Genomic DNA, 26,796 nt, shown 5'->3' on the forward strand with positions numbered 1-26,796 from the left:
TCGGGTATAGTCCTGCGCCAATGGCGTTATCCTGTTTTGCTGACCCGTCGTGGCCCTGGTGGTGGCGAGGGGCAGGCCTGTGTAAGGAGTGTTATGAAGTTCAGTCCCCTGCTCGATGAGATGATGAAAGCCCTGCAGGTATTGCCTGGGGTGGGGCCCAAGTCTGCCCAGCGGATGGCCTTTACCCTGCTCGAGCGTGAGCGCAGCGGCGGTTTGCGGTTGGCCCAGCTGCTCTCTCGCGCCCTGACCGAGATTGGCCACTGCAGCCACTGCCGCACCTTTACCGAGAACGATCGCTGCGATATCTGCGCCAATCCCAAGCGGGAAGAGAATGGTTTGCTCTGCGTGGTGGAGAGCCCGGCGGACGTGGCCGCTATCGAACAGACCGGTCAGTTTTCCGGTCGTTACTTTGTGCTGATGGGCCATCTGTCGCCGCTCGACGGCATCGGCCCGGAGGAGCTGGGGCTCGATATTCTCGAGCGCCGTCTAAAGGAAGAGCACATCAGTGAGCTGATCCTCGCCACCAATCCCACCATTGAAGGGGATGCCACCGCCTGGTATATCGCCGACATGGCCCGTCATGCCGGGGTAGAGGTGAGCCGCATCGCCCACGGGGTGCCGGTAGGGGGTGAGCTGGAGCTGGTGGATGGCACCACGCTCTCCCACTCCCTAATGGGGCGCCAGCGCCTCAAGTAAGGGGCGGGTGGCGGCAAGTCGCGAAAAACTGAACATAAAATCGGCGGTTACACGCCAACAGGGGGCGAATGAGCAGGATTGCACATTCGCCCCCTTGATATTTGGATCGCTGTCCCCATCTAGGTTGGGCATATGTTCAACCCGATGTTTCTGAGGATTGGTCCATGACCCAAAGTGTTCATGCCGAAACCCACGGCTTTCAGACTGAAGTCAAACAACTGCTGAGCCTGATGGCTCACAGCCTCTACTCCAACAAAGAAGTATTCCTGCGCGAGCTGATCTCCAACGCATCCGATGCGGCGGACAAGCTGCGCTTCAAGGCGCTTTCCGATGCCTCTTTGTTCGAAAACGACGGCCAGTTGCGTGTGCGTCTGGTGGTGGACAAAGAGAAGCGTACCCTGACCATCTCCGATAACGGGATCGGTATGACCCGCGATCAGGTGATTGAGCACCTGGGTACCATCGCCAAGTCCGGCACCGCAGAATTCTTCAAAAACCTCTCCGGCGATCAGGGACGTGACTCCCAGCTGATCGGTCAGTTCGGGGTCGGCTTCTACTCCGCCTTTATCGTGGCCGACAAGGTGACAGTGGTCTCCCGCGCCGCCGGTACTGCTCCGGAGCAGGGCGTACAGTGGGAATCGGAAGGGGAAGGCTCCTTCACCGTCGCTGATGTGACCAAAGAGGGTCGCGGTACCGATGTCATCCTGCACCTGCGTGCCGAAGAGGACGAGTTCCTCGACGACTGGCGTCTGCGCTCCGTGGTGGGCAAATATTCCGATCACATCAGCGTACCGGTGGAGATGTTCAAAGAGGGTACCCCGGATCGGGAAGAGGATGGCGAGACCATCGTCGGCACCCCGGGCGAGTGGGAACAGGTCAACCGCGCCACTGCACTGTGGACCCGCAACCCGAAAGATATCAAGGACGAGGAGTATCAGGAGTTCTACAAGCACGTCGCCCACGACTTTGAAGATCCGCTGCTGTGGGGTCACAACCGGGTGGAAGGGGCGCAGGAGTACACCAGCCTGCTCTACGTACCGGCCCGCGCACCGTTCGACCTCTACAACCGCGAGCAGAAGCACGGTCTGAAGCTCTACGTGCAGCGCGTCTTCATCATGGACGACGCCGAGCAGTTTATGCCGACCTACCTGCGCTTCGTCAAAGGGGTGCTGGACTCCAACGATCTGCCGCTCAACGTCAGCCGTGAAATCCTGCAGGACAACAAGGTGACCGCCTCTCTGCGCAAGGCTTGCTCCAAGCGCGTGCTGACCATGCTCTCCAAGCTGGCGAAAGACGATGCCGAGAAGTACGCCAAATTCTGGAAAGAGTTCGGTAACGTGCTCAAAGAGGGCCCGGCCGAGGATTACGCCAACCGCGAAGAGATCGCCAAGCTCCTGCGCTTTGCCAGCACCGCGGGCGAGGGCGAAGCCCAGACCGTCTCTCTCGAGGATTACGTTGGTCGCATGAAGGAAGGCCAGCAGAAGATCTACTACATCACTGCTGACTCCTATGCCGCTGCCAAGAACAGCCCGCACCTCGAGATCTTCCGCAAGAAGGGTGTCGAAGTGCTGCTGATGTGGGAGCGCGTGGACGAGTGGCTGATGAGCCACCTGACCGAGTTCGACGGCAAGCAGCTTATCTCCGTCACCCGTGGCGAACTGGATCTCGGCGATCTGGAAGACGAAGCCTCCAAGCAGGCCCAGGAAGAGGCCGAAAAGGCCAACGCCGGTCTGGTGGAGCGGGTCAAGAAGAGCCTGGGCGATGCAGTGAAAGAGGTGCGTGTCACCCACCGTCTGACCGACTCCCCCTCATGCATCGTCACCGACGCCTACGGTATGAGCACCCAGATGATCAAGCTGATGCGCGCGGCCGGCCAGCCGGTACCGGAGCAGAAGTACATTCTGGAGCTCAACCCTGATCACGCGCTGGTGAAGAAACTCGACACCATTGAAGACGAGGCTCTATTCGGTGAGTGGGTCACCCTGCTGCACGAACAGGCCCAGCTGGCCGAGCAGGGCGGGCTGAACGATCCGGCGAGCTTCGTCTCCCGCATCAACCGTCTGCTGCTGCAAGCCTAAGCAGCAACGCCGGTAACAGAAAGCCCACTGCATGCAGTGGGCTTTTTTGATCTCGCCGAGTGAGCTCGGCGAAACACAGCGGCAAGGGAAGCGGCCAGCGCCTCTCTATTTACGGTATTCGTTGTTGTAGTTCTGGATGAGACGGCGAGTCACCTCATGCTGGGGATCGGCAAACACCTTGAGAGTCTTGCCGCGCTCCACCACCCGACCTTCGTGCATCACCAGCACCTCGTCGCTGATATGGCTGACGATGCCCAAATCGTTGGCTACCAGCACATAGCTCAGCCCCATGGTCTCCTGCATCTCCAGCAGCAGGTTGATGATCTGGGAGCGCACCGAGATATCCAGGGTGGAGAGCGCCTCATCGGCCACCACGATCTTGGGGTTGAGGATCAGCGCGCGTGCCAGCGCCACCCGCTGTTGCTGACCGGAGGAGAGCATCTGCGGATAAAACAGGGAGTGGTCCGGCAGCATCCCCACCATGCGCAGGGTTTGCACCACCTTCTCGCGGCGCTCCTCCTCGGTCATCTCGGTGTTGAGACGCAGCGGGGTTTCCAGGATCTGGCCGACCCGGATCTTGCGGTTCAGCGAGGTGTTGGGATCCTGAAAAATCATCCGCAGCAGTTTGCAGCGAGTCTGGTAATCGCCATGCACCATCAGCTGGCCGTCGATGGCGATGTCGCCGCTGGTGGGTTCGATCATGCCAGCCAGAATGCGGGCGAGGGTGCTCTTGCCGGAGCCTGCCTCGCCGACGATGGCGAGGGTCTGGCCCACTTCGAGGTCAAACGAGAGGGGCTTGATCGCCTCTACCGCCTGACGACGAAACAGACCGGTACGGTTCTGGTAGGTTTTGCTAAGGCCTCTGACCTGCAACAGGGATGGCTCGATCACAAGCGGGGCTCCTTCATGGGGGCATTAACGGTCATCATTTTTTGGGCTCCTCCATGTTCAGCGGGAAGTGGCAGCTGAACTGATGGCCCTTGATCTTGTTCATCAACGGAGTTTGCACGCACTGCTTCTGGGCGTAGGGGCAGCGCGGCCCCAGACGGCAGCCGATGGGCAGGTGTTGCAGCGGCGGGATGACGCCGGGCAGGGTCTCGAGGCGCGACTTGTGGCGCACCAGCTTGTCAAAGTCGGGGATCGATTTGAGCAGGGCATCGGTATAGGGGTGATGCGGGGTTTCGAGGATCTGCTCCCGGGTGCCCACTTCCACCATCTGGCCGCAATACATCACGTTGATGGTATCAGTCAGATTGGCGATGGCGGCGATATCGTTACTGATGATCAGGATGGTGGTATTACCCAGCTTGTTCATCTTGTCCAGCAGTCGCAGGATCTGGGAGTGGGTGGTGGACTCCATGGCGCTGGTGGGCTCGTCGGCTACCAGCAGACGCGGCTGGTTGGCAATGGCCATGGCGATCATCACCTTCTGGCACATGCCATCCGACAGCTCGTGGGGATAGGCGCGCATCACCTTGCGGTGATCCTTGACGCCTACCCGGTGCAGCAGGGCGATGGCCTTCTTCTTGCGCCACTGGAAGCGCTGCCAGAATTGTCCCTCGAACGAATCGGTCGGGATCGCCTCTTCCAGCTGGGTGCCGATCTCCTCGGAGGGGTCGAGACAGCTGATGGGGTCCTGGAAGATCATGGCGATCTCGCGGCCCATGATGCGACGGCGCTCCTTGGGGGCCATGGTCAGCAGATCCATGTCGTTGAAGCGCATCCGGTCGGCACGAACCGTCCAGTTGTCCTTCTCGATGCCGACGATCACCTTGGCGATCAGACTTTTACCTGAGCCGGATTCACCCACCAGACCGCGGATCTCCCCCTCGGTCAGGGTCAGGCTCACCTTGTCCACCGCCTTGACCTTGCCTTGCGGGGTGTCGATCTCGATGGTGAGATTGCGAATATCGAGCAGCGGCATCAGTCATTCCCCTCTTTGAGTGCTTCGCGAATGCCTTCACCAACTAAATTGGTCACCAGCACGCTGAACAGGATGGCGATGCCGGGCAGGGTGACGGTCCAGGGGGCGAGATAGATGAGGTCGCTCGAATCGGCCAGCATGGTGCCCCACTCCGGTTGGGGAGATTGGGCGCCGAGGCCGAGAAAACCGACCGCCGAGATATCGAGAATGGCCGCCGACAAGGTGCGGGTGGTCTGGGCCACCAGGGTTTCGACAATGTTGGGCAAAATAGCCAGCCGCATGATCCGCAAGGGGGGCGAGCCATCGAGGCGGCTGGCGGTGATGTACTCCTTCTGCATCTCGGCATGTACTGCGTTGTAGGTGGCCCGGATAAAGGGCGGGATCAACGCCAGGGTAATGGCTATCAGGGTATTGCCAAAACCCGGCCCCATGATGGCGACCATGATGATGGCCATCAGCAGCGAGGGGATGGAGAGCAGGGTATCGAGCAGGTGGTGCAGTACGCTCGACTTGAGCCCCTTGCTCATGCCGCCGAGGATGCCGATGGCGGAACCCACCACCATGGCGATCACTACTACGACCAGCGCATAACCGAAAGTGAGGCGCGCCCCTACCACCAGCCGGGAGAGCATGTCGCGCCCCAGATCGTCGGTGCCGAGGAAGTAGTCGATGTTGCCGGTCGCCGCCCAGGAGGGGGCGAGCAGCAGCTTGTCGGTGTGCTGTTCATCGATGCCGTAGGGAACGACCAGCGGCCCCACCAGCGTGATGAGCAGCAACAGCAAAAAGCACCATAGCCCCGCCATTGCCAACGGATTGCGGCTGTAGGAGGCCCACGTCTGCTCAAGGGGCGAGAGGATCTTGAGCTCGGGATAGATGTTCGATTTATCTTGCATAGGATACCTGGCTCCTGGTCACGCCATGAGCGCGTTCAATCTTGTTTGGCATACAACTCTTTGCGCCGTGCCGGATAGATAAGGGTGGTCAGCAACTCGGTGCTGACGCTGGTCAGGATCACGAAACTGGCCACCACCAGGGTCGCGCCGCGAATGGCGGCGTAATCCTGCAGGGCGATGCTGCTGATAAGCCAGCGGCCGATCCCGTGCCACTCGAACACCACCTCGGTGATCATGGCGGAGGTGAGCACGCTACCCAGTTGCAGACCCAGCAGCGGCAGTACCGGCGGCAGGGCGTTCTTCAGACCATGGCGCCAGACGATCTGCGCCTTGGAAAGGCCCCGGCTCGCCGCCGCCTTGATGTAGTTCTGCTTCATCACGTCGATGAGGGAGCTGCGCACATGGCGGATCACCTCGGTGGTGGGCACCACCGCCAGCACCAGTGACGGGAGAATGAGGTGGCGCAGGGCATCGTGCAGCGCCGCTTGCCGCCAGGGTTCGTTGCTGAGCAGCACATCGATCACCGCGATGCCGGTAATGGGGGGCACATCGTAGAGCAGGCTGATCTGGCCCGACGCCGGCAGCCAGCCGAGATCCAGCGAAAAGAGCATCACTACCAACAGCGCCAGCCAGAACACCGGCACCGCATAGCCGATAAGACCGGCAGTCATGATGGAGAGATCCAGCGTCTTGCCCTGTGACAGGGCCGCCAGGGTTCCGAGAGGAATGCCCACCAGCAGTGAGATGGCGAACGCCGCCAGACAGAGGATCAGGGTTGCCGGGAAGTAGTGGCGGATCTCGTCCAGCACCGGCAGCCCGGAGACGCTGGAGAGCCCCAGATCGCCTGCGAAAATGCGGCGCAGGAAATCGGGGTAGCCGCTCCAGAAGCTGAGCTGATTGCCGATCAGCCGATAGTCCAGCAGATAGGCGACAAAGGTCAGCGCCAGCAGGGTGATGAGCAGCAGGTTGATGCGGCGCAAGGTGTATAGAAGCATGCTTACTCCCTGTGAGCCTGGTTGAAGGAGGTGCCGCCAAAGGGCATAAGCGTCAGCCCCTCGATGTCGCTGCGGCTGACCTGGGTACGCAAGGCGTGCGCCAGCGGGATCAGCGGCAGCTGTTCGTTAAGCAGGGTCTGGGCATAGTAGTAGTTACGCAGCCGGAACGAGAGCTGGGGCGTGGTGACAGCATCATCCAGCAACTGATCGAAGGCCGGGCTACACCAGCGGCTGTAGTTGTTGCCGCGCTCCACTGCCGAGCAGCTCAGCAGCTGGCGGAAGAAGTTGTCCGGATCGGCGTTGTCGGCAATCCAGCCGGAGAGCAGACTGTCGTACTGCCCCTTGGTGAGGCGGCCTTCGATCACCGGCCACTCCCGTTGCACGATCTTGAGCTTGATCCCGACCTTGGCCAGATCGCTGCGGATCAGCTGGGCGGTCTTGACCGCATCCGGGTTGTAGGGGCGGGCGTCCGGTTGTACCAGCACCTGCATCTCGAACCCTTTCTCCAGACCCGCCTCCTTGAGCAGCTGGCGCGCCCGTTTCAGATCGGGTTTGCGCTCGGGCAGGCTGGGGTTGTACCCCCATGAGAGGGTCGGCAGCAGGCTGTTGGCGGGCAGGCCGGTATCGAAATAGACCGCCTGCAGCAGGTTGTCGATATTGATGGCGCTGGCAATGGCCTGACGCACCTTGACGTTGTTGAACGGCGGCTTGCGGGTATTGAGGGCCAAAAAGGCGACGTTCATCCCCGACTGGACCGAGAGGCTCAGTGCCGGATTTTGCTTGATCACCGAGAGCTGGCTGGCGGAAGGGGTGCTCATCACGTCGCACTCGCCGGTCAGCAGCTTGGCCAGCCGTTTGGCGGATTTGGGGGTAATGTCGTAGACCAGCTGTTCAATCTTGGCATCGCCGCCCCAATAGCCGGGGTGGCGCAGATAGCGAATGAACTCGTTGTGGCGATACTCCTTGAAGCTGAACGGCCCGGTGCCGATGGGGCGGCTATCCAGCAGGGCTGGCGTGCCCGCCTGCAACATCTGCTCGGCGTATTCGGCGGAGAGGATCACCGCATAGTCGCTGGCCAGAGTGGCGAGGAAGGAGGCGTTCGGCTGGTTCAGCTCGAACACTACCGTCTGCGGCCCCTTCTTGCTCACCCGCTTGATCAGCAGATCTTGCCCCAGGCTGTAGAAGTAGGGGTAATCGCCGCCGGACACATTGTGATAGGGGTGCTGTTCGTCAAGCTGACGGGCATAGGTAAAGACCACATCATCGGCATTGAAGGTGCGGGTGGGCTTGAACCAGGGGGTATGGTGAAACGTCACCCCCTTGCGCAGGGTCAGGGTATAGGTGAGGCCATCCTCGCTGACATGCCAGTTGGTGGCGAGCGCCGGCTCCAGCGCCAGGGTGTTGGGGTTCACCTCCAGCAGGCGGTCGTAGAGCGGACGGGCACTGGCATCCAGTGTCACCCCGGAGTTGGAAACATGGGGATTGAAGGAGAGGGGGGATCCCTCAGCACAATAGATGAGTCCGGTTTTGGAGGCCTCGGGTTGCTTCTGGCAGCCGGTGACCAGCACCAGCAGACCCAGCAGCAAGGGTGTGAGCATTCTCATTGTTGAACCATGTTCTTATAGGGGTTTTGTACGCACGTTTTGATACAAATGTGCCAGCGCGAAGGCTGGCGTGTTGCTGGAGTCGGCATCAACCGCACTCCTTCACTCTTGTTCTGCATCGTTATCGCCATCCAGCAGCTGATATTTGCGTAGCATGCCACGGAACTGGTGATAGCTTAAGGCCAGCAGTTGAGCGGCTTTGCGCTGATTATACTGGGATTGCTGCATCGCTTGCTTGAGTAAATTAATCTCGTACTCCGCCACCGCCTGCTTGAGATCGAGCGGCAAGGCGAGGGGGGATGCAGATTGTACCTCGCTTCGGTCCTCTTGCGCAGGTTGCGTGACCTGTGGTCGCCAGGGGGAATCAAACGGGTTGAGCACCAGGGTCGAGAGCGGCAACTGGGGATTGCCCTGACGATAGATACTGCGCTCCACCACGTTCTTCAGCTCCCGCACGTTGCCCGGCCAGTGGTAATCCAGCAGCAGCTGGGTCGCCTTGCGCGAGAAACCGGCAAACAGCGGATAACCCAGCTCCCGGGTCATGCTGTGGGCGAAGTGCTCCGCCAGCATCAGGATATCTTCCCGCCGCTCCCGCAAGGGGGGGAGGGTGATCACATCAAACGCGAGCCGATCGAGCAGATCGTGGCGAAACTGCCCCTTGTCGGCCAGCGCAGGGAGATCCTCGTTGGTGGCGCAGACCAGCCGCACATCCACCTTGAGGGGCTTGGCCCCGCCCACTCGCTCGAACTCGCCATACTCGATGACCCGCAGCAGCTTCTCCTGCACCCGGGCGCTGGTGGTGGCCAGCTCGTCGAGGAAGAGGGTGCCGCCATCGGCCCGCTCGAAGCGCCCCTGATGGCGCTTGGCCGCACCGGTAAAGGCGCCCGCCTCGTGACCGAACAGCTCGGTCTCCAGAAGGCTCTCGCTCAGGGTGGCGCAGTTGATGGTGACAAAGCTTTGATCCCAGCGCGCCGAGAGATAATGTAGGCGGTGGGCGATCAGCTCCTTGCCCGTCCCCCGCTCACCGATGATCAGCACGGGTTTGCGCAGCGGGGCGAGCCGTGAGGCCTGCTCAATGATCTCGAGAAATGCGTTGGATTCCCCCAGCAGGCTTTCCGTGGCCGTGGTCATAGTGATCCCTGTCAGTTGTAAAAGCTGGTCAATCTTACCAAAAGTTGGTGATTTTAATCATCTCTTGCGCGAGGCATCTTGCAATCCGGCTATTCTGCCCCATATAAATCAACAAGTTAAATTTTGTTCCAGATTGGCACACAAGTTGCCATTGTCAATGGAGAAACAACGCCATGCCAATAACAGGAGTGCAATCATGAGTATTTTTTCCCGTCTGGCCGACATCATCAATTCCAACCTGACGGCCCTGCTCGACAAGGCAGAAGATCCCCAGAAGATGGTGCGCCTGATCATCCAGGAGATGGAGGACGAGCTGGTCAAGGAGCGCTCCAATCTGGCCCGCTTCCTCGCCAGCCAGAAAGAGATTGGTCGTCAGGTCGCCCGCCATCAGGAGCGGGTCGACGAGTGGCAAGCCAAGGCCGAGCTGGCCCTGACCAAGGGACGTGAAGATCTGGCCCGCGCCGCCCTTATCGAGAAGAAGAAACAGACCGAGTTGTCAGAGACCCTCTACCGCGAGCAGCAGGCGGTCGACAGTGGCATCGAGAAGCTGGGTGAAGAGATCCGTCAGCTCGAAGCCAAGCTGGAAGATGCCCGCGCCCGTCAAAAGGCGATGGCCATTCGCACCGAAGCGGCCAGCAGCCGTCTCAATGTGCAGAGCCAGGTTGCCCGTGGTGACAGTCAGGCGGTGGTGAGCAAGTTCGAGCGGATGGAGCGTCGCATCGACGAGATGGAGGCTCGCGCCGATCTGGGTCAGTCCGACAAGGCGCTGGCGCAGCAGTTTGCCGAGCTGGAAGTGGACGATCAGATAAGCAAAGAGCTTGAGGCGATGCGCCAAAAGCTGGGTCAGCGTGACGGCCAGCAGGGGGAGTAAGCGATGGAGAGTCTGCTGGGTGTATTGATGGTTCCCATGGTGGTCTTCATGGTGGTGGTGGCACCCATCTGGCTGGTGCTGCACTACCGGGCCAAGGGGCGGATGGGGGCCGGTCTTGCCGATAGCGAGCGGGAACAGCTGCAAGGGTTGCTGGCCCGTACCGAGAAGATGCAGGAGCGAGTCGGTGCGCTGGAATCGATTCTGGATGCGGAAGTGCCGGGCTGGAGGAACAAGGTATGAGCAGTACAAGTCGTGAGGGGCGCAACCTCTATCGCGATCCCCGGCAGGGCAAGATTGCCGGAGTTTGCGCCGGTCTGGCAGAGTATTTCGGGGTAGAGACCTGGATCGTGCGGCTGCTCGCCATCAGCGGTCTTATCTTCGCCGGTTTCATCACCTTCACCGCTTACATTGCCGCCTGGTTCTTGCTCGACAAAAAGCCGGTCACCCTCTATTCCCACGAGGATGCCGATTTTGCCGAGGTGCGGATGAAAGCGCGCAGCTGGCAGGCGGGGGTCACCCCCCAGCAGGCGCTGAGCCGCGTCGCGCAGGAACTGGATGCGCTGGAGCCTCGAGTTCAGCATATCGAGAAGCTGGTGACCTCCCGCGAGTTCACCCTGCAGCGGGAATTTCGCAAGCTGTAATGCCTGCCGAAAGTGCCTGCCGAAGCACACAATGTCGATGGTGGAGCCTTCAGTGATGCCCCATCATCGACGCTACTCAGGCTGATTGACCATCCCGATGCGGATAGCCAGTTTGCCTTGTCGCACGGCCAATCACGCCGGATGTAACCACCAAGGGAGAACGGGTCAAGCCTTGATACTCAATAAACTGGAACAGAAGTTGACTCGCCTGCAGAGCAAGGCGAACGACGTGGTGAACCGGGTGCGGGATCGCCATATCCGGCTGGCGGTGACCGGCCTCTCTCGCAGCGGTAAAACCGCCTTTATCACGGCGTTGGTCAACCAGCTGGAACACGCGGCCATCGATGGCCGTTTGCCGTTGTGGGATGCCCTGCGTCAAGGGCGCATCCTCGGCGCCCGCCGGGTGCCGCAGCTCAATGCCCACATCCCCACCTTTGCCTACGAGCGTGGCCTCGACTCCCTGTTTGGCGATCCACCTGCCTGGCCCGAGCCCACCCGCGGCGTGGCCGAAGTGCGCCTCGAAATCCGCTATCGCACCCGTCACCCTCTGCGCAAGCATCTGGGGGAGATCTCCACCCTCTACGTGGATCTGGTGGACTACCCCGGGGAGTGGCTGCTCGACTTGCCGCTCCTTGAGATGAGCTACGAGCAGTGGAGCAAACAGGTGCGCGAGCAGCTTCGTCGCCCAGAGCTGCAGGCACTTGCCGCCAGCTGGCTGACACCCGGGTGGCAGGTCGATCAGCGCTTCGAAGAGCGGCCGGTGGCTGAGCTAGCCGAGCGCTACACCGCCTATCTGCATGCCTGCAAACAGGAGTTGGGATTGCACCTTATTCAACCCGGTCGCTTCGTGTTGCCGGGGGAGTATGCCGGTGCCCCCATGCTGCAATTTGTCCCCTGGGTGTGGGAGATGCCTGCCAGCGAGCCCGCTGATGGCACTCTTTACGCCACTCTCAAACAGCGCTTCGAGCAGTACAAACAGCATCTGGTGCAGGGTTTTTATGAGCAGCACTTTGCCGGCTTTGATCGCCAGATCGTGCTGGTGGATTGCCTGCAGCCTCTCAACGCCGGAGCGGCCAGCTTTGGCGACATGCAGCAGGCCATCGCCCGCATCATGGAGAGCTTTGCCTACGGCAAGAGCAACTGGTGGCGGCGACTCTTCTCGCCCCGTATCGACAAGCTGCTGTTTGTGGCGAGCAAGGCCGATCACGTCACCCCCGAACAGCATGCGCCCATGGTCTCCCTGCTCCAGCATCTGGTACGCAGCGGTCGCGGTCAGGCCCGTTTTGAGGGGATCACCACCGAGTGTCTGGCGCTCGCCGCCATCAAGGCGACCGAGGTGGGCAAGGGGGTGGCCAATGGCCGCGAGTTCCCCGCCATCCGCGGCACCAGTCTGAGCGGTGAGCCGCTGCTGCTGTTCCCGGGGGAGGTGCCGCCCCATATTCCGCCTGTGCAGTGGTGGAACAGTCAGGGCTTTGATTTTCAGGCGTTTCGCCCCATGCCCATGAGCGCCCATCAGGCGTTGCCCCATATCCGGCTCGATGCGGCGCTGGAGTTTCTGCTCGGGGATCACCTCGAATAACGGTGTGCGGTCTTGGCACCTGAGCCGAAGGCTGCGCACAGGAGAACAATGCGATGAACGATCAGATAAAAGAGCGGCCACCGCTGCAGGGCAAGGTGATCCTTGAGCCAGCCTTGACGGTGGCCAGTGACGAGCGACCGCCCGCACCGGCCCAGCGGCTGGAGGAGGCGAGTTTCGAGCGCCTCGATGAGCTGGACGAGTTCACCGAGGTGGAGAGCGCCCTCGTCATCAAACCGCGCCGCCGCCATCGGCTACTGGCGTGGGGGCTGGGGGCGGTCGGTCTGCTCTCGTTGGGCCAGTATGGCGCCTTTCTTTACGATCAATTCCTCACCACCCCGCTCTGGGGCAGCGCCTGGCTGGCGGCCTCGGCGCTGGTGGCGGCGGGTACCGCCAGCGTGGTGGGGCGCGAGTGGCTGCGACTGCGCACCCTCAAGCGGCGTCAGGATGTGCGCTCGCGTGCCGAAGATCTGCTGGCCCATCAGGGAGTCGGGCAGGGGCAGGCCTTTTGCGAAGGGTTGGCGGTCAAAAGTGGTGACAAGGGGCGCGAGGGGTATCAAACCTGGCTGGCCCAGCTCGACGAGAGCCACAGCGATCGGGAGGTGCTGACCCTCTATAGCCAGCTGGTGCTCGGCGAGCGCGACAAACTGGCGCAGGCGCGGGTGGCCAAATGGTCGGGGGAGGCCGCTGTTCTGGTGGCCCTGAGCCCGCTCGCCACCGTCGACATGATGCTGATGTTGTGGCGTAACCTGCGGATGATCGAGGATATCGCCGATGTCTACGCCATCGAGCTCGGCTACTGGAGCCGCATACGCCTCATCCGTCAGGTGTTTCGCAACATGCTCTACGCCGGTGCCACCGAGCTGGTGACCGAGGTGGGGATGGACTTGCTGGGCGCCGAGTTTGCCGCCAAGCTCTCTGCCCGCGCGGCGCAAGGGGTGGGGGCCGGGCTGCTCACCGCTCGCCTTGGCCTGCGTACTATAGAGGCGTGCCGCCCGCTGCCCTGGTGTGCGGACGAAAAACCCAAACTCGGCGAGCTGCGCAAGCGGCTGATCGGCCAGCTGGCGGGGTATCTCAACAAATCCTGATAGCTCTGTCTGCACCTTGCTGCGATGACCCATGCCCCTGTTGTGCTCGCCAAGCCGCAGGGGCATGGTTTTAATCGGCAGATCATTGAGTTGGCAGCAGTGCCCGGTTTTGGCGAGGCGCCCGTTTACGGTTAAGCTGGCAGTCAATCTTACCAATCACACCAATATTACCAATCGGCAAGGATGCCCGATGAACTTTACCTTTCGCCAGATCCGTTATTTTGTGGCCGTGGCCGACAGCTTCTCAGTGAGTCGCGCCGCCGCCGAGCTGCATATCTCCCAGTCGGCGGTCACCAGCGCCATTCGCGAGCTGGAGACCGAGCTCGGCGCCCCGCTATTCGAGCGCAATCCGCGCGGCGTCACCCTCACCACTCAGGGCCACCAGTTTTTGCTCCACGCCCGCCGTATTCTCGGCGCCATGACCGAGGCGAGCCACTCCCTCAAAGCAGTAGCCCAGCAGGATCAGGGACGGCTCACTATCGGTGTGACCACCTTGGTGGCGGGTTACTACCTCTCAGAGGCGCTCGGCCGTTTTCGCCGCGCCTTTCCGGCGGTACAGATCGAGGTGAAGGAGGATGAACAGCCTTTTCTGGAGCACCAGATCGTCAACGGCGAGGTGGATGTGGGGATCCTGATGACCAACCGCACCATCCGGCAAGAGGCGTTTGATACCGAGTTGCTGACCCGTTCGCCGCTGCGGCTCTGGCTGGCCGCCAACCACCCGCTCTGCGCCGAGTCGACCCTCTCGCTCACCGCGCTGGGGGAGGAGCCGATGATCTCGCTGACCGCCGATCAGCTCGATCAGATCATCGGTGGCGGCCTGCGCCGCTACGGCATCTCCCCCCGTATCGTGCTGCGCACCGCGTCGGTGGAGGCAGTGCGCAGTCTGGTGGCGAGCCAGCTCGGGGTCGCCTTGTTGCCCGATTTTGCCTATCGCCCCTGGTCGCTGGAGCAGGAGCGGGTCGAGGCGCGCGCCATCAAGGAGCCCATTCCCGCCATCGATATCGGGCTGGTGTGGCGCCGTGGTTCTCGGCTGGATTGGACGGCGCGGGAATTTATCGATATTGCGCGGGATCAGAGCCGGTTGCGGGCCCGTCAGGCGCTCCCTCGCTAGCCATCTCTTGCGGGGTAGCCACCAAAAATCAGATTCATCTGCACTCGATATCGATTTAGCTGATACCTGAGCCATCAAAAATTGAAATATTCATCGTATTGCCACTCCCCTAAGCTCATTGCTGGTTAACAGGATGTTAACGCCGATGGTGGCGTTCCTTCACCTGATGCAAGTCAACACAATGCAAGGAGTGCATGATGAAATTGACCCCTCTGATGCTGGCTCTTGTTCCGGCGCTGCTGGCAGGCCAGACCCAGGCTGCCCCGACCGAGCTCGGCAAGGGTGAAGGCCAGCTCTATATCGTGGCCTGGGCTGGCTACGTTGAGCGTGGCGAGACCGACAAGAACTACGACTGGGTGACCGGATTCGAGAAAGAGACCGGTTGCAAGGTGAGCGTCAAGACGGCGGCCACCTCGGACGAGATGGTGGCCTTGATGAACGAGGGGGGCTTCGATCTGGTGACCGCCTCCGGCGATGCCAGTCTGCGTCTGATTGCCGGTGGCAAGGTGCAGGCGCTCAATCTGGCGCTCATCCCGAGCTACAGCAAGATTGATCCCCGGCTGCAAAATGCCCCCTGGCACACTGTGGATGGCAAGCACTACGGCGTGCCCTACCAGTGGGGCGGCAATATCCTGATGTACAACACCAAGGTGTTCCCCAAGGCACCGGACTCCTGGAACGTGGTGTTCGAGGAGCAGACCCTGGCGGATGGCAAGTCCAACAAGGGGCGGGTGCAGGCCTTTGACGGCCCGATCCACATCGCCGATGCCGCCCTCTATCTGATGACCCATCAGCCTGCCCTGGGTATCAAGGATCCTTACGAGCTGAACGAGGATCAGTACAAGGCCTCCCTCGATCTGCTGCGCAAGCAGCGCCAGCTGGTGGGACGCTACTGGCATGATGCTTTCGTTCAAATCGATGACTTCAAGAACGAAGGGGTGGTCGCGTCAGGCTCCTGGCCGTTCCAGGCCAATGCCCTGATTGCCGACAAGCAACCCATCGCCACCACTGTGCCGAAAGAGGGAGTGACCGGTTGGGCCGATACCAGCATGGTGCACAGCGATGCCAAGAACCTTACCTGCGCTTACAAGTGGCTGGAGCACTCCCTGAGCAACAAGCTGCAGGGGGATCTCGCCGCCTGGTTTGGCTCGGTGCCTGTGGTGCCTGCCGCCTGCGAGGGCAATGCCCTGCTGGGCCCGACCGGGTGCAAAACCAACGGTATCGACAACTTCGATCGGGTTCGCTTCTGGCGCACTCCGGTCTCCCAGTGCAAGAGCCAGGGAACTTGCGTGCCCTATTACCGCTGGGTTTCCGATTATATCGCCATTCTGGGCGGCCGCTAAGGCGGGGTGAGCAAGGTGGTCGAAACCTCTGCCACCTTGCCAACGGCAGGGGAGCTGCGCCTCCTCTGCACGACTGCCGAGAGCGGATAATCAAGCGGGCCGGACAGGAGTCCGGCCCATCCCAGTACAGACAAGGATGCCCCATGAACGCCGTACAATTTGACCGGGTCAGCCGCCACTATGGCGAGGTGAAGGCGGTCGACGACATCTCTTTCCAGATCCCCTCCGGGGAATTCTTTACCCTGCTGGGGCCGAGCGGTTCCGGCAAGACTACTTGCCTGCGGATGATCGCGGGCTTTGAGTACCCGAGCGACGGGGAGATCCGCCTGTTTGGCGAACCCTGCTCCACCGTACCCCCCTACGATCGCAACCTCAATACCGTGTTTCAGGACTATGCCCTGTTTCCCAACATGGATGTGCGCGACAACATCGGCTATGGCCTGATGCTCAAGGGGGTCGCCAAGGCACAGCGTTACCGCAAGGTGGACGAGATGCTGGAGCTGGTGCGACTGCCCGGGGTCGGCAAGCGCCGCCCTAGCCAGCTCTCCGGCGGCCAGCGCCAGCGCATCGCCATCGCCCGGGCGCTTATCAACCAGCCACGCATCCTGCTGCTGGATGAGCCGCTGGGGGCCCTCGATCTCAAGTTGCGCGAGCAGATGCAGCTTGAGCTCAAGGCGCTGCAACGCCAGCTGGGCATCACCTTTATCTTCGTCACCCACGATCAGCAGGAGGCGCTCTCCATGAGCGACCGGATCTGCATCTTCAGTCAGGGCAAGATCGAGCAGATCGCTGCGCCCGATACTATCTACGACGCTCCGGCGACGCCGTTTGTGGCCCGTTTCGTCGGTACCGTCAATCTGTTCGAAGGGGAGCAGGCCAGACGGCTGTGCGGTGACGGCAGCCAGATGATGGTGCGCCCGGAGCGGATCCGGCTCGCTGAGGCGGGCGCGCCGGGCTGGTCGGGGGAGATCCGCGAGGTGGAGTATCTGGGTCCCTTCGTCCGTTATCGGGTTGATCTCGGGGAGCAGCTCGAGATCATCGTCAACCACCCCAATGAGGGGCAGGCCCGTCTGGCCCGTGGCAGCAGGGTCAGCCTCAGCTGGCCGGAGCAGGCCATCCATCGCCTGAGCGCCGCCCATCAAGGGGCTCTGCCATGAGTGCCCCTCACAGTGCGAGTCTTGCCATGAACCATCAGCCCGAACCTGCCCGTTTCAGGCCGCTGCGGCGCCTCTCGACCCTGCTCTATGGTCGACCCGGCCTGCTGCTGGCGATCCTGCTGGGGCCGCCGCTGCTGTGGCTCGGCATCATCTATGTCGGCTCCTTGCTGATGCTGCTCTCCAACTCTCTGTTCGGGCTGGACGAGTTCAGCGGTCAGGTGCGCCACGAGCTGGGGCTGCAAAACTTCGTCGCCCTGCTGCGACCGGAGAATCTGGATGTGATCGGCCGCACCGTCGGCATGTCGCTGCTGGTGACCCTGGCCTGCGCCCTGCTCGGTTTTCCGGTTGCCTACTACATGGCACGCTACACCAGTGGCAAGACCCGGGCACTGTTCTATGTGGGGATCATGCTGCCGCTCTGGTCCAGCTATCTGGTGCGGGTCTACGCCTGGAAGCTGATCTTGGCCAAGGAGGGGGTAGTGAGCTGGCTGGCAGACAGCATGGGGCTGGAGTGGCTGCTCGATGCCATCCTCTCCTTGCCGGTGATAGGTGGCCCGTCGCTCTCCTTCTCGCGGCTCGGCACCTTTATCGTGTTTGTCTATGTCTGGCTGCCCTTCATGATCCTGCCCATTCAGGCGGCGGTGGAGCGTATACCGCGCTCCCTCTTGGAGGCGAGCAGCGATCTGGGGGCGACACCCGCCCAGACCTTTCGCAACCTGATCCTGCCGCTGGCGTTGCCCGGTGTGGTGGCGGGCTCCATTTTCACCTTCTCGCTGACCCTCGGTGATTACATCATCCCCGGCATCATCGGCAACTCGACCATGTATATCGGTCAGGTGGTCTACATGCAGCAGGGAACGGCGGGCAATCTGCCCTTTGCCGCCGCCTTCTCGCTGGTGCCGATCCTTATCATCGCCATCTATCTGGCGATTGCGAAACGGTTAGGAGCCTTTGATGCGCTTTGACTCTATCGCTTTGAACCGGCAGCAAGGAGGCCGTCATGTCAGCTAGCTCAGTGAGCCATCAGGGAGAGCGCCCTTCGGGCCTGCTCAAGTACGCCGCCATCGGTGGACTCTTGTTCCTGCACTTTCCCATTCTGTTTATCTTCCTCTACGCCTTCACCAGCGAGAGCAAGAGTTACCAGTTTCCGCCCCCCAGGCTCACCCTCAAGTGGTTCGAGGTGACCCTCAATCGTCCCGATGTGTGGCGTGCCATCCAGCTGTCACTGGAGGTAGCGGGGCTGGCGACGCTGGCAGCCATGATCCTCGGCACCTTGGCGGCAGGGGCCATTGCCCGCAGCCGCTTCTTCGGTCAGGAGGTGGTGTCGCTCTTGCTGGTGCTGCCCATCGCGCTGCCCGGTATTGTCACCGGTATCGCGCTGCGCTCGGCCTACGGCTTGATGGAGATCCCGTTCAGCTTCTGGACCATCGTTATCGGCCACGCCACCTTCTGTGTGGTGGTGGTCTACAACAATGCGCTGGCCCGTTTTCGCCGCACCAACCAGAGCCTCATCGAGGCGTCGATGGATCTCGGGGCCGACGGCTTCCAGACCCTGCGCTACGTGATCCTGCCCAATCTGGCCACTGCGCTGCTGGCGGGGGGCATGCTGGCCTTTGCCCTGAGTTTTGACGAAGTGATCGTCACCACCTTTACGGCGGGCCAGCAGACCACCCTGCCCATCTGGATGTATCAGGAGCTGATCCGCCCCCGAGACAGGCCGGTCACCAACGTGGTGGCCCTCATCATAGTGGCCTTCACCACTATCCCCATTTTGCTTGCCTACTACCTTACTCGCGACACCCACGATGTCGCTGGCAGTGGCAAATGATGACTCAACGCGTGCGCAAGGATGCAACCATGAAACTCTCTACCCAACTCTTGATTGATGGCCAGTTTGTGACCGGCGAGGGGCAGGCCGAACCCATTCTCAACCCAGCCAACGGCGAACAGATCGCCGCCGTGCCCGAAGCCTCGTTCGAACAGGTGAACCGGGCGGTGAACGGTGCCCAGCGCGCCTTCGCCCAGTGGAGCCGCACTACCCCGGCAAGCCGCAGCAACCTGCTGCTGCGTCTGGCGGATCTCGTCGAGCGCCACGCCGAGGAGTTTGCGGCGCTGGAATCCCTCAACTGCGGCAAGCCCTATCTGGCAGTGCTCAACGACGAGCTGCCCGCAGTGGTGGACTGCTTCCGCTTCTTTGCCGGGGCGGCCCGCTGCCTGCAAGGGCCGTTGGCGGGGGAGTATCTCGAGGGGCACACCAGTATGATCAGGCGCGACCCCATAGGTGTTGTGGGCAGTATCGCCCCCTGGAACTACCCGCTGATGATGGCGGCCTGGAAGATGGCGCCGGTGCTGGCGGCGGGCAATACGGTGGTGCTCAAACCCTCCGAGCAGACCCCGCTTACCGCCCTGCGTCTTGCCGAACTGGCCAGCGAGATCTTCCCCCGCGGCGTCATCAACGTCATCTGCGGGCGGGGGGAAAGCGTGGGGGCGCCGCTGGTGGAGCACCCGCTGGTGCGGATGGTATCGCTCACCGGCGATATCGCCACCGGCCAGAAGATCCTGCAGAGCGCCGCCCGCACCATGAAGCGCACCCACCTTGAGTTGGGGGGCAAGGCGCCAGTGATCATCTTCGACGATGCGGATCTGGAGGCGGTGGTGGCGGGCATTCGCACCTTCGGTTTCTACAATGCAGGGCAAGATTGCACCGCCGCCTGCCGTATCTATGCCCAGGGCAAGATCTACGACAAGTTCGTCGCCGCCATGACCGATGCGGTGGCCTCCATCAAGGTGGGCAGCCAGTACGAGGAGGGGGTCGAGATGGGGCCGCTCATCTCGGACAGACAGCGCAACCGGGTCGCGAGCTTTGTCGAGCGGGCCCAGAGCAGCGGTCATGTGGAGGTGACGGCGGGGGGCAAGATCCGCCCAGGCAACGGCTTCTTCTTCGAGCCGACCCTGATTGTCGGGGCCCGTCAGGAGGATGAGATCGTGCGGCGCGAGGTGTTTGGCCCCGTGGTGTCGGTGACCCGTTTCAACGATGCCGAGCAGGTGGTGCAGTGGGCCAACGACTCGGACTATGGCCTCGCCTCGTCGGTCTGGACCAAGGATTTGAGCCTCGCCAGCAAGGTGGCCAGCCACCTGCAATATGGCTGCACCTGGATCAACACCCACTTCATGCTCACCTCCGAGATGCCCCACGGCGGCATGAAGATGTCGGGCTACGGCAAGGATCTCTCCCTCTATGCGCTGGAGGATTACACGGTGCCGCGCCATATCATGGTCAAGCTGTAGTGGGGATTGGTTAGCGGGTTGTCACAATTTATTTACAACTGTTTCAGGCAGCCGACTCATGGGTCGGCTGCTTTTTTTGTTGCCATTTCGTTACAGTGAAGTCGTGATGAAACGGCAAGGCGCCTGATGTGGCGCCAGAGGATGGAACCGCTATGGCAACCTTTTACACCGCCCACCAGCCGGATGCTGACGGGGTGATCCACTACTGCAACGAGGAGCATGGTACCTGGCAGATCCTGATCGAACGTCAGTTCGCCGCTCTTGCTGGCAAGGGGTGTGACGAGTATCTGGCCGGTCTCGACAGGCTGGGGCTGCCCCGTGATCGCATCCCCCAGCTGGCCGAGATCAACGCCGTCTTGCAGCCTGCGACCGGCTGGTCGGTGGCGGCGGTGCCTGCACTTATCTCGTTCGATCGCTTCTTCGCCCTGCTGGCCAATCGCCAGTTTCCGGTGGCCACCTTTATCCGGCGCCGGGACGAGCTCGACTATCTGCAGGAGCCCGATATCTTTCACGAGATCTTCGGCCACTGCGCCATGCTGACCAATCCGGCCTTTGCTCACTTTACCCACCTCTACGGTCAGTTGGGGCAGCAGGCGAGCAAGGAGCAGCGGGTCTTTCTGGCGCGGCTCTACTGGTTCACCGTGGAGTTTGGCCTGCTGGCCACGCCTGACGGGCTGCGTATCTACGGCGGCGGTATTCTCTCCTCCATCGGCGAGACCGCCTATGCCCTCTGTGGCAAACCGCTGCTGCAACCCTTCGATCTACTGACTGTGCTGCGCACCCCGTATCGCATCGACATCATGCAGCCCACCTATTTTGTGCTGCCGAGTCTCGATCATCTCTACCAGCTGACCGGGGAGGAGATCATGGCTGCTCTGGCGGAGGCCAGTCGGCTTGGCCTCTATCCGCCACGTTTTGAGGTTGCCGCTGGCAAACAGGCGAGCTGACCAAAAGCAAACAACCCTATTTCATTTTCATTAATTTTTCATTTATTCAAGCAGGAGCAACCCATGTCCGAACTGGCCAGCCAACAGTGTGAAGCGTGTCGCGCCGATGCCCCCAAGGTGAGCGATGAGGAGCTGCGCGAGCTGATGCAGCTTATTCCCGACTGGCAGCCGCTGGTGGAGGAGGGGGCGCTGCAACTGCGGCGGGAATTTACGTTTCGCAACTTCAAGGAGGCGCTGGCCTTCACCAACCGCCTGGGGGAGCTGGCGGAAGCGGAGTTCCATCATCCGGCCATCCTGACCGAGTGGGGCAAGGTGACCGTCAGCTGGTGGACTCACAAGATCGGCGGATTACACCGCAACGACTTCATCATGGCTGCGCGCACCGATCAGTTGCTCCGGTAATCGCACCCCACACCAGCGTCATCGGTTGACCCGGGCCTGCCTGCGAAAGCGGGGCGGGCCCGCATTTTTATAGGCTGGCGCTCGCACTGGGGGGATCGAGACTGTATTATCCGCTCATTCATAGAGTTAGCTAGGAAGTGTGTCCCGAATGCGTCTTGAAGTCAGCTGTGAAGACCGCCTGGGCCTGACCCGGGAACTGCTCGACCGCCTGGTGGAGCACAATATCGATCTGCGCGGCATCGAAATCGATACCTCAGGCATCATCTATCTCAACTTTCCCGAGCTGGAGTTCAGTGATTTTCAGCACCTGATGCCGGAGATCCGCCGCATTCCCGGCGTCTACGACGTCAAGACCATCCCCTACATGCCTTCCGAGCGAGAGCATCACGAGATCGAGGCGTTGCTCAAGGCGCTGCCGGATCTGGTCTTCTCCCTCGACAGCAAGGGCAAGGTGACCCAGGCCAACCAGTCTGCCCTCACCACCCTCGGCTTGCCGGTGGAGGAGGTGCGCGGCGTGGCGCTCGGTTCGCTGGTCAAGGGTTTCTCCTTCACCCGCTGGTTGGAGGCGAGCGAGATCAAGCCGCAGACCTGCAAGCTCAGTTTCAATGGCGAAGAGTATCTGGCAGATCTGATGCCGCTGTTCGTGGCAGAAGCCCGCGGCAAGCAGGCGCTGGCCGGGGCCGTGGTGGTGCTCAAATCTGCCCGTCGGGTCGGCCTGCACTTCAGCGCGCTTCATGCGGTGGAAGTGGGAGGCTTCGAGCATCTGCAGGCCGAGAGTCCCAAGATGAAAGAGGTGCTGTCGCAAGCGCGCAAACTGGCGATGCAGGACGCGCCGCTGCTGATTGTCGGTGAGACCGGTACCGGCAAGGAGCTGCTGGCCCGTGCCTGTCACGGGGCCAGCCTGCGCTCCAGCCACCCCTTTATGGCCCTCAACTGCGCTGCCATGCCCGATAACGTGGCCGAGAGCGAGCTGTTTGGTTATGCCCCCGGCGCCTTTGGCAACAACACCGAGGGCAAGCGCGGAGTGCTGGAGCTGGCGAGCGGCGGCACCCTGATGCTGGACGAGATCGGCGACATGTCTCCCCATCTGCAGACCAAGTTTTTACGGGTGCTGCAGGATGGGGTATTCCGCCGAGTCGGTGACGAGCAGGAGGTGAAGGTCAACGTGCGTTTCATCTGCACCACCCAGAAGCAGTTGCTGGATCTGGTGCACGAAGGAACCTTCCGCGAGGATCTCTACTATCGCCTCAACGTGCTCAGTCTGGCGCTGCCGCCCCTACGCGAGCGCAAGGCGGACATCATGGTGCTGGCCCAGCAGTTTGTCTCCCGCTTTGCCAGCGAGTTGCAGCGACCCCGTCCGCGCTTTACCCGCAACATGGCCGACTACCTGACTGCCTATCGTTGGCCGGGCAACGTGCGTCAGCTGCGCAACTGTCTCTACCGTGCCATGACCCTGCTGGAAGGGGATGAGCTGGGGCCCGAGCAGATCGACCTGCCGGTGGCGGCCGATACCATGCCGCTGATCGACGAGTGGTTTGAGGGGAATCTCGACGATGCGGTGAAGCGCTTCGAGAGCCAGCTGCTGGCCCGGCTCTATCCCGCCTTCCCATCGACGCGCCAGCTGGCCAAACGCCTGGGCGTGTCGCATACCGCCATCGCCAACAAGCTGCGAGAATACGGCATCAGCAAGAAGTGATTTCCGTCTTGTTGCCTGCCATCAGAGAGCCCGTTACCAGACGGGCTCTCCGTTTTCTTTACACGAACTCTGTAGTTGATGGCGGTGTGAGACTTGTCAGGCCAGTGTCAGCCAACTTACTATCTGGGTTCATGTACCCGAACCGCAATGCCATAGCAGCGGTATTGTCAAGGCGACCACCTCCCGATCATGCTGTTACTCTTTTCCCCCCGTTTAACTGCCCGTCTGGCGCTCCTGTTGGTTGCGTTTGGCCTGCTGTTGCCCCGCGCGCTGGCGGAAACGGCCGCAGAGAGCCGGGCGACGGCGGTCAGGGAGCTGGTGCTCGATATCATGAGTTACACCCGCTGGCCCACCGAGCCTGCGGTGCTGCGTATGTGCGTGGCGGCGCCGACCGAATATGCCGGTGCCCTCTTTACCATCGATCGTCAGGCCAATGGCCGTACCGTACAGGTCCATCGTTACGAGGCGAGCGATCCGGCCATCAGCGATCACTGCGATGTGCTCTATCTGGGGGTACTCGACGAGCCGACTAGGATTGCGCTGTTTGCCCGCCTGCAGGGGCACCCTGTGCTCAGCATCAGCGAATACAACCACGACTGCTCCACCAGCTCGGTGTTCTGCCTGCAGACCTCGCCGGACAGCGTGCGGGTGCGGTTTAAAGTGAACCTCGATGCCCTGGCCCTGAGCGGCGTGCGGGTGCATCCCGCCGTGCTCAAGCTGGCACATGCCGACAAGGGGGTCCCATGAGACGACAGGTGAGCGCGGCTCCCCGCCGTCTGACCCTGCGTCAGAGCCTGGGGCGAACCCATCTGGTGGCCGCCATCACAGCCGTCAGCGTGGCAGGACTCTTTTTTACTCTGGTGGCCCTGCTGGTAGTGCGTTTTTACGCCGACCACAATCTGGAGCTGGTAGCCCGCGCCATCAGCTACAGCGCCGAGGCGGCGGTGGTGTTCCACGATGAGGAGGCGGCGAGCGAGGCACTTAGCGGCATCGTTGCAAAGGAAGAGGTGGCCGAAGCCACTATCGTGCTGACCAATGGCCAGCTGCTCGCCAGTTGGGAGCGCCCCAGAAGCAACCCGCTGGTGACGCTCGAAGACTATCTGGCCCAACTGCTGATGCCGGGGCCTGTCAAACTCCCCATGCTGCGGGGTGGCGAGCAGATCGCCACCATCGAGCTGCGCGGCCATGGTGAATATCTGTTGCTGTTTTTGCTCTCGGCGCTGCTGGTGATGGTTGTTTGCCTGATGCTGAGCGCCATGGTGGCTCTCTATGTGGCTGACCGGATGCAGGTCTCCATCACCGCACCGCTGCGCAAACTGGCACTTGTCGCCCACTCGGTACGCCGACAGCGCACCCTGGGGATGCGGGCGCCACCGGCCGATATCGTCGAGATTAACGAGCTGGGGGATGACTTCAACTCCCTGCTGGACGAGCTGCAAGCCTGGCAGGCCCAGCAGGCCCGCGAAAATGCCAGTCTGCTCCATCAGGCGACTCACGATGCCCTCACCGGACTGCCCAATCGCGCCCTGTTTGAAGCGCGGCTCGCGCAGGCCATCTCCCTCGGCGAGCAAGAGGGGTTTGCGCTGCTCTATCTCGACTGCGATCGCTTCAAGCAAATTAATGACACGCTGGGGCATAACGCCGGTGACGATGTGCTGATCGCGCTCTCAAGACGGGTGCAACATCAGCTGCGTCCGGATGATCTGGTGTTTCGCCTCGGTGGTGACGAGTTTGCGGTGCTGGTTGGTCCACTCCAGCGACAGCATGAGGTGGAAGAGGTGATTGGCCGCATCCAGCAGGCGATGAGCGAACCGGTGGCGCTGCGTGACGGTCGTCAGCTGGTGGCTGGGGTGAGTGTCGGCTTCGCCGTCTATCAGGCGGGTATGAGTGCCAGCGTGCTGTGTGATCAGGCCGATGCAGCCATGTATCTGGCGAAACGGGCGCGCCGCAGCGAACAGCAAACCATCGCCTGACTGGCAAGAATAACAACATAAACAAGGAGCAAACCATGAAGATCACCCACCTGTTGAAAGTGACCCTGCTGGGGTTGATGTTGTCGCTGCTGGCCGGTTGTCAGAGCGCGCCCAAGGGGTTGACCCCGGAGCAAATCGCCGTGCTCAAGGAGCAGGGCTTTTATCTGACCGATGAGGGGTGGACGCTGGATCTGGCCAACCGGGTGCTGTTTGCCAACAACGTGGGGGCGCTCAATCCCCAGACTCGCCAATCCGTTGAAAAACTGGGTAAAACACTGCTTGGCGTAGGGTTGGACAAGGCGCGGGTTGATGGGCACACCGATAATACCGGCGAGAGCAGCTACAACCAGCAACTCTCCCTGAAGCGGGCCCAGTCGGTAGCCGATGTACTGGTCTCGGTCGGCATGAAGCCAGCCAATCTGGAGATCCATGGCCGTGGCGAGACCATGCCGCTGGCGGATAACAAGACCAGAGAGGGCCGGGCCGCCAACCGCCGGGTTGCCATCGTCATCAGCGATCAATAACCCTTTCATCGTTTCGTTACCCATAAAAAAGAGCGCCCGATCGGCGCTCTTTTTGATCGCGACAGCTGGGGTCGCGAGGGCATGTTGGGGCAGGGTTACTGCGCGCTATTTTGCCCGTTATTGTCGTGATGGCTGCGCAGGCGGATGTTGATCATCTCCACCACCAGCGAGAAGGCCATGGCGAAGTAGATGTAGCCCTTCGGAATATGCAGATCCATCCCCTCGGCCATCAGGGCGAAACCCACCAGGGTGAGGAAGGAGAGGGCCAGCATCTTGATGGTGGGGTGGTTGTCGACGAAATCACCGATGGATTTGGCGGCAAACATCATGATGAAGACGGCAATCATGATGGCCAGCACCATCACCGGCACATGATCGGCCATGCCGACCGCGGTGATCACCGAGTCGAGGCTGAACACGATATCGAGGATGGCGATCTGGATCAGGGTGCTGATAAAGCCCGAGGCCGCTTTGCTGACGCTCTCCGGCTCGGCCGCCCCTTCCAGGGTGACGTGGATCTCGTGGGCACTCTTGCCGATGAGGAACAGGCCCCCCAGCAGCAGGATCAGGTCGCGGCCGGAGATGGCTTCACCCAGCACGGTGAAGAGCGGATCGGTGAGGCGCATCACCCAGGCCAGCGAGAGCAGCAGCAGGATCCGGGTACCCATGGCGAGCCCCAGACCCAGAATACGCGCTTTTTGACGCTGCGCCTCCGGCAGGCGACCTACTAGGATGGAGATAAAGATGATGTTGTCGATGCCTAGCACGATCTCGAGCAGGGTAAGGGTGGCGAGTGCGACCCAGGCAGAGGGATCAAGAACCCATTCCAGCATGATTGAACCTTGGTTGAAAATT

26 protein-coding genes are annotated in these 26,796 nt (G+C 61.4%); 19 read left to right on the forward strand and 7 right to left on the reverse strand.

The window, feature by feature from the left end; genetic code table 11:
* Positions 1–93 precede the first annotated feature (93 nt).
* Positions 94–696, forward strand: a complete 603-nt coding sequence (gene recR / locus AB5Y99_RS07845; RefSeq protein ID WP_127006488.1) for a recombination mediator RecR — start codon at positions 94–96, stop codon at positions 694–696.
* Between the two features lie 164 nt (positions 697–860).
* Positions 861–2,774 (forward strand): molecular chaperone HtpG, encoded by a 1,914-nt coding sequence (htpG, locus tag AB5Y99_RS07850; RefSeq protein ID WP_075115122.1) that lies wholly within the window; start codon positions 861–863, stop codon positions 2,772–2,774.
* A gap of 105 nt (positions 2,775–2,879) precedes the next feature.
* On the opposite strand, the gene AB5Y99_RS07855 is transcribed toward htpG, so the two are convergent.
* From AB5Y99_RS07855 to pspF, 6 genes are all read right to left on the reverse strand, one after another.
* Positions 2,880–3,665 (reverse strand): ATP-binding cassette domain-containing protein, encoded by a 786-nt coding sequence (locus AB5Y99_RS07855; protein ID WP_201947927.1) that lies wholly within the window; start codon positions 3,663–3,665, stop codon positions 2,880–2,882.
* A 34-nt stretch (positions 3,666–3,699) separates the two neighbouring features.
* Complete coding sequence (locus tag AB5Y99_RS07860; protein WP_005333679.1) at positions 3,700–4,698, reverse strand: oligopeptide/dipeptide ABC transporter ATP-binding protein; 999 nt, start codon at positions 4,696–4,698, stop codon at positions 3,700–3,702.
* Positions 4,698–5,591: an ABC transporter permease subunit gene (locus AB5Y99_RS07865; RefSeq protein WP_042052893.1), complete on the reverse strand. Its 894-nt coding sequence runs from the start codon at positions 5,589–5,591 to the stop codon at positions 4,698–4,700. Before AB5Y99_RS07865 ends, AB5Y99_RS07860 begins: the two co-directional genes overlap by 1 nt.
* A 35-nt stretch (positions 5,592–5,626) precedes the next feature.
* Positions 5,627–6,586 (reverse strand): ABC transporter permease subunit, encoded by a 960-nt coding sequence (locus AB5Y99_RS07870; RefSeq protein WP_021231386.1) that lies wholly within the window; start codon positions 6,584–6,586, stop codon positions 5,627–5,629.
* A gap of 2 nt (positions 6,587–6,588) precedes the next feature.
* A complete protein-coding gene (gene sapA, locus AB5Y99_RS07875; RefSeq protein ID WP_041202111.1) occupies positions 6,589–8,184 on the reverse strand; it encodes an ABC transporter substrate-binding protein SapA in 1,596 nt (531 codons plus the stop codon).
* A 108-nt stretch (positions 8,185–8,292) separates the two neighbouring features.
* Complete coding sequence (pspF, locus tag AB5Y99_RS07880) at positions 8,293–9,321, reverse strand: phage shock protein operon transcriptional activator (RefSeq protein WP_323935169.1); 1,029 nt, start codon at positions 9,319–9,321, stop codon at positions 8,293–8,295.
* 196 nt (positions 9,322–9,517) lie between these two features.
* Here pspF and pspA point away from each other — a divergent pair, with 196 nt between their 5' ends.
* From pspA to AB5Y99_RS07965, 17 genes are all read left to right on the forward strand, one after another.
* Positions 9,518–10,192: a phage shock protein PspA gene (gene pspA, locus AB5Y99_RS07885; RefSeq protein WP_368209307.1), complete on the forward strand. Its 675-nt coding sequence runs from the start codon at positions 9,518–9,520 to the stop codon at positions 10,190–10,192.
* A gap of 3 nt (positions 10,193–10,195) precedes the next feature.
* Positions 10,196–10,432, forward strand: a complete 237-nt coding sequence (gene pspB, locus AB5Y99_RS07890) for an envelope stress response membrane protein PspB (protein ID WP_108572205.1) — start codon at positions 10,196–10,198, stop codon at positions 10,430–10,432.
* Positions 10,429–10,833, forward strand: a complete 405-nt coding sequence (pspC, locus tag AB5Y99_RS07895) for an envelope stress response membrane protein PspC (RefSeq protein ID WP_323935170.1) — start codon at positions 10,429–10,431, stop codon at positions 10,831–10,833. Before pspB ends, pspC begins: the two co-directional genes overlap by 4 nt.
* 172 nt (positions 10,834–11,005) lie before the next feature.
* Positions 11,006–12,412 carry a YcjX family protein gene (locus AB5Y99_RS07900; protein WP_368209310.1) on the forward strand — a complete coding sequence of 469 codons (1,407 nt, stop codon included), beginning with the start codon at positions 11,006–11,008 and terminating at the stop codon, positions 12,410–12,412.
* A gap of 53 nt (positions 12,413–12,465) precedes the next feature.
* Complete coding sequence (locus AB5Y99_RS07905) at positions 12,466–13,497, forward strand: YcjF family protein (RefSeq protein WP_043824835.1); 1,032 nt, start codon at positions 12,466–12,468, stop codon at positions 13,495–13,497.
* A 190-nt stretch (positions 13,498–13,687) separates the two neighbouring features.
* Complete coding sequence (locus AB5Y99_RS07910) at positions 13,688–14,611, forward strand: LysR family transcriptional regulator (protein ID WP_005361174.1); 924 nt, start codon at positions 13,688–13,690, stop codon at positions 14,609–14,611.
* Positions 14,612–14,808: 197 nt separating this feature from the next.
* On the forward strand, positions 14,809–15,954 hold the full coding sequence (locus tag AB5Y99_RS07915) for an ABC transporter substrate-binding protein (RefSeq protein WP_368209480.1): 1,146 nt from the start codon (positions 14,809–14,811) through the stop codon (positions 15,952–15,954).
* Between the two features lie 143 nt (positions 15,955–16,097).
* Complete coding sequence (locus AB5Y99_RS07920; protein WP_368209312.1) at positions 16,098–17,111, forward strand: ABC transporter ATP-binding protein; 1,014 nt, start codon at positions 16,098–16,100, stop codon at positions 17,109–17,111.
* Positions 17,108–18,076, forward strand: coding sequence for an ABC transporter permease (locus AB5Y99_RS07925; protein WP_005346227.1), 969 nt, complete (start codon positions 17,108–17,110; stop codon positions 18,074–18,076). The genes AB5Y99_RS07920 and AB5Y99_RS07925 overlap by 4 nt, the downstream gene beginning before the upstream one ends.
* Before the next feature lie 35 nt (positions 18,077–18,111).
* Positions 18,112–18,939, forward strand: coding sequence for an ABC transporter permease (locus AB5Y99_RS07930; protein WP_368209314.1), 828 nt, complete (start codon positions 18,112–18,114; stop codon positions 18,937–18,939).
* A 29-nt stretch (positions 18,940–18,968) separates the two neighbouring features.
* Positions 18,969–20,399, forward strand: a complete 1,431-nt coding sequence (locus AB5Y99_RS07935; RefSeq protein ID WP_040069353.1) for a gamma-aminobutyraldehyde dehydrogenase — start codon at positions 18,969–18,971, stop codon at positions 20,397–20,399.
* A 152-nt stretch (positions 20,400–20,551) separates the two neighbouring features.
* Positions 20,552–21,346 carry a phenylalanine 4-monooxygenase gene (gene phhA / locus AB5Y99_RS07940; RefSeq protein WP_368209316.1) on the forward strand — a complete coding sequence of 265 codons (795 nt, stop codon included), beginning with the start codon at positions 20,552–20,554 and terminating at the stop codon, positions 21,344–21,346.
* Positions 21,347–21,409: 63 nt separating this feature from the next.
* Positions 21,410–21,748, forward strand: coding sequence for a 4a-hydroxytetrahydrobiopterin dehydratase (locus AB5Y99_RS07945; RefSeq protein WP_042052889.1), 339 nt, complete (start codon positions 21,410–21,412; stop codon positions 21,746–21,748).
* A 148-nt stretch (positions 21,749–21,896) separates the two neighbouring features.
* Entirely contained in the window at positions 21,897–23,444 is a 1,548-nt protein-coding gene (gene tyrR, locus AB5Y99_RS07950; protein ID WP_005333656.1) for a transcriptional regulator TyrR, read from the forward strand.
* Positions 23,445–23,633: 189 nt separating this feature from the next.
* Positions 23,634–24,191 (forward strand): YfiR family protein, encoded by a 558-nt coding sequence (locus AB5Y99_RS07955; RefSeq protein ID WP_005333646.1) that lies wholly within the window; start codon positions 23,634–23,636, stop codon positions 24,189–24,191.
* Positions 24,188–25,417 carry a diguanylate cyclase gene (locus AB5Y99_RS07960; RefSeq protein ID WP_040069357.1) on the forward strand — a complete coding sequence of 410 codons (1,230 nt, stop codon included), beginning with the start codon at positions 24,188–24,190 and terminating at the stop codon, positions 25,415–25,417. The genes AB5Y99_RS07955 and AB5Y99_RS07960 overlap by 4 nt, the downstream gene beginning before the upstream one ends.
* Positions 25,418–25,452: 35 nt before the next feature.
* Entirely contained in the window at positions 25,453–25,941 is a 489-nt protein-coding gene (locus tag AB5Y99_RS07965; protein WP_005333642.1) for an OmpA family protein, read from the forward strand.
* Positions 25,942–26,036: 95 nt separating this feature from the next.
* Here the strand turns inward: AB5Y99_RS07965 and AB5Y99_RS07970 are convergent, their stop codons facing one another.
* On the reverse strand, positions 26,037–26,774 hold the full coding sequence (locus AB5Y99_RS07970; protein ID WP_042083356.1) for a TerC family protein: 738 nt from the start codon (positions 26,772–26,774) through the stop codon (positions 26,037–26,039).
* Positions 26,775–26,796: the final 22 nt, after the last annotated feature.

The organism is Aeromonas sp. R4-2 (genome assembly GCF_040908295.1).
GTDB classification, from domain to species: domain Bacteria; phylum Pseudomonadota; class Gammaproteobacteria; order Enterobacterales; family Aeromonadaceae; genus Aeromonas; species Aeromonas veronii.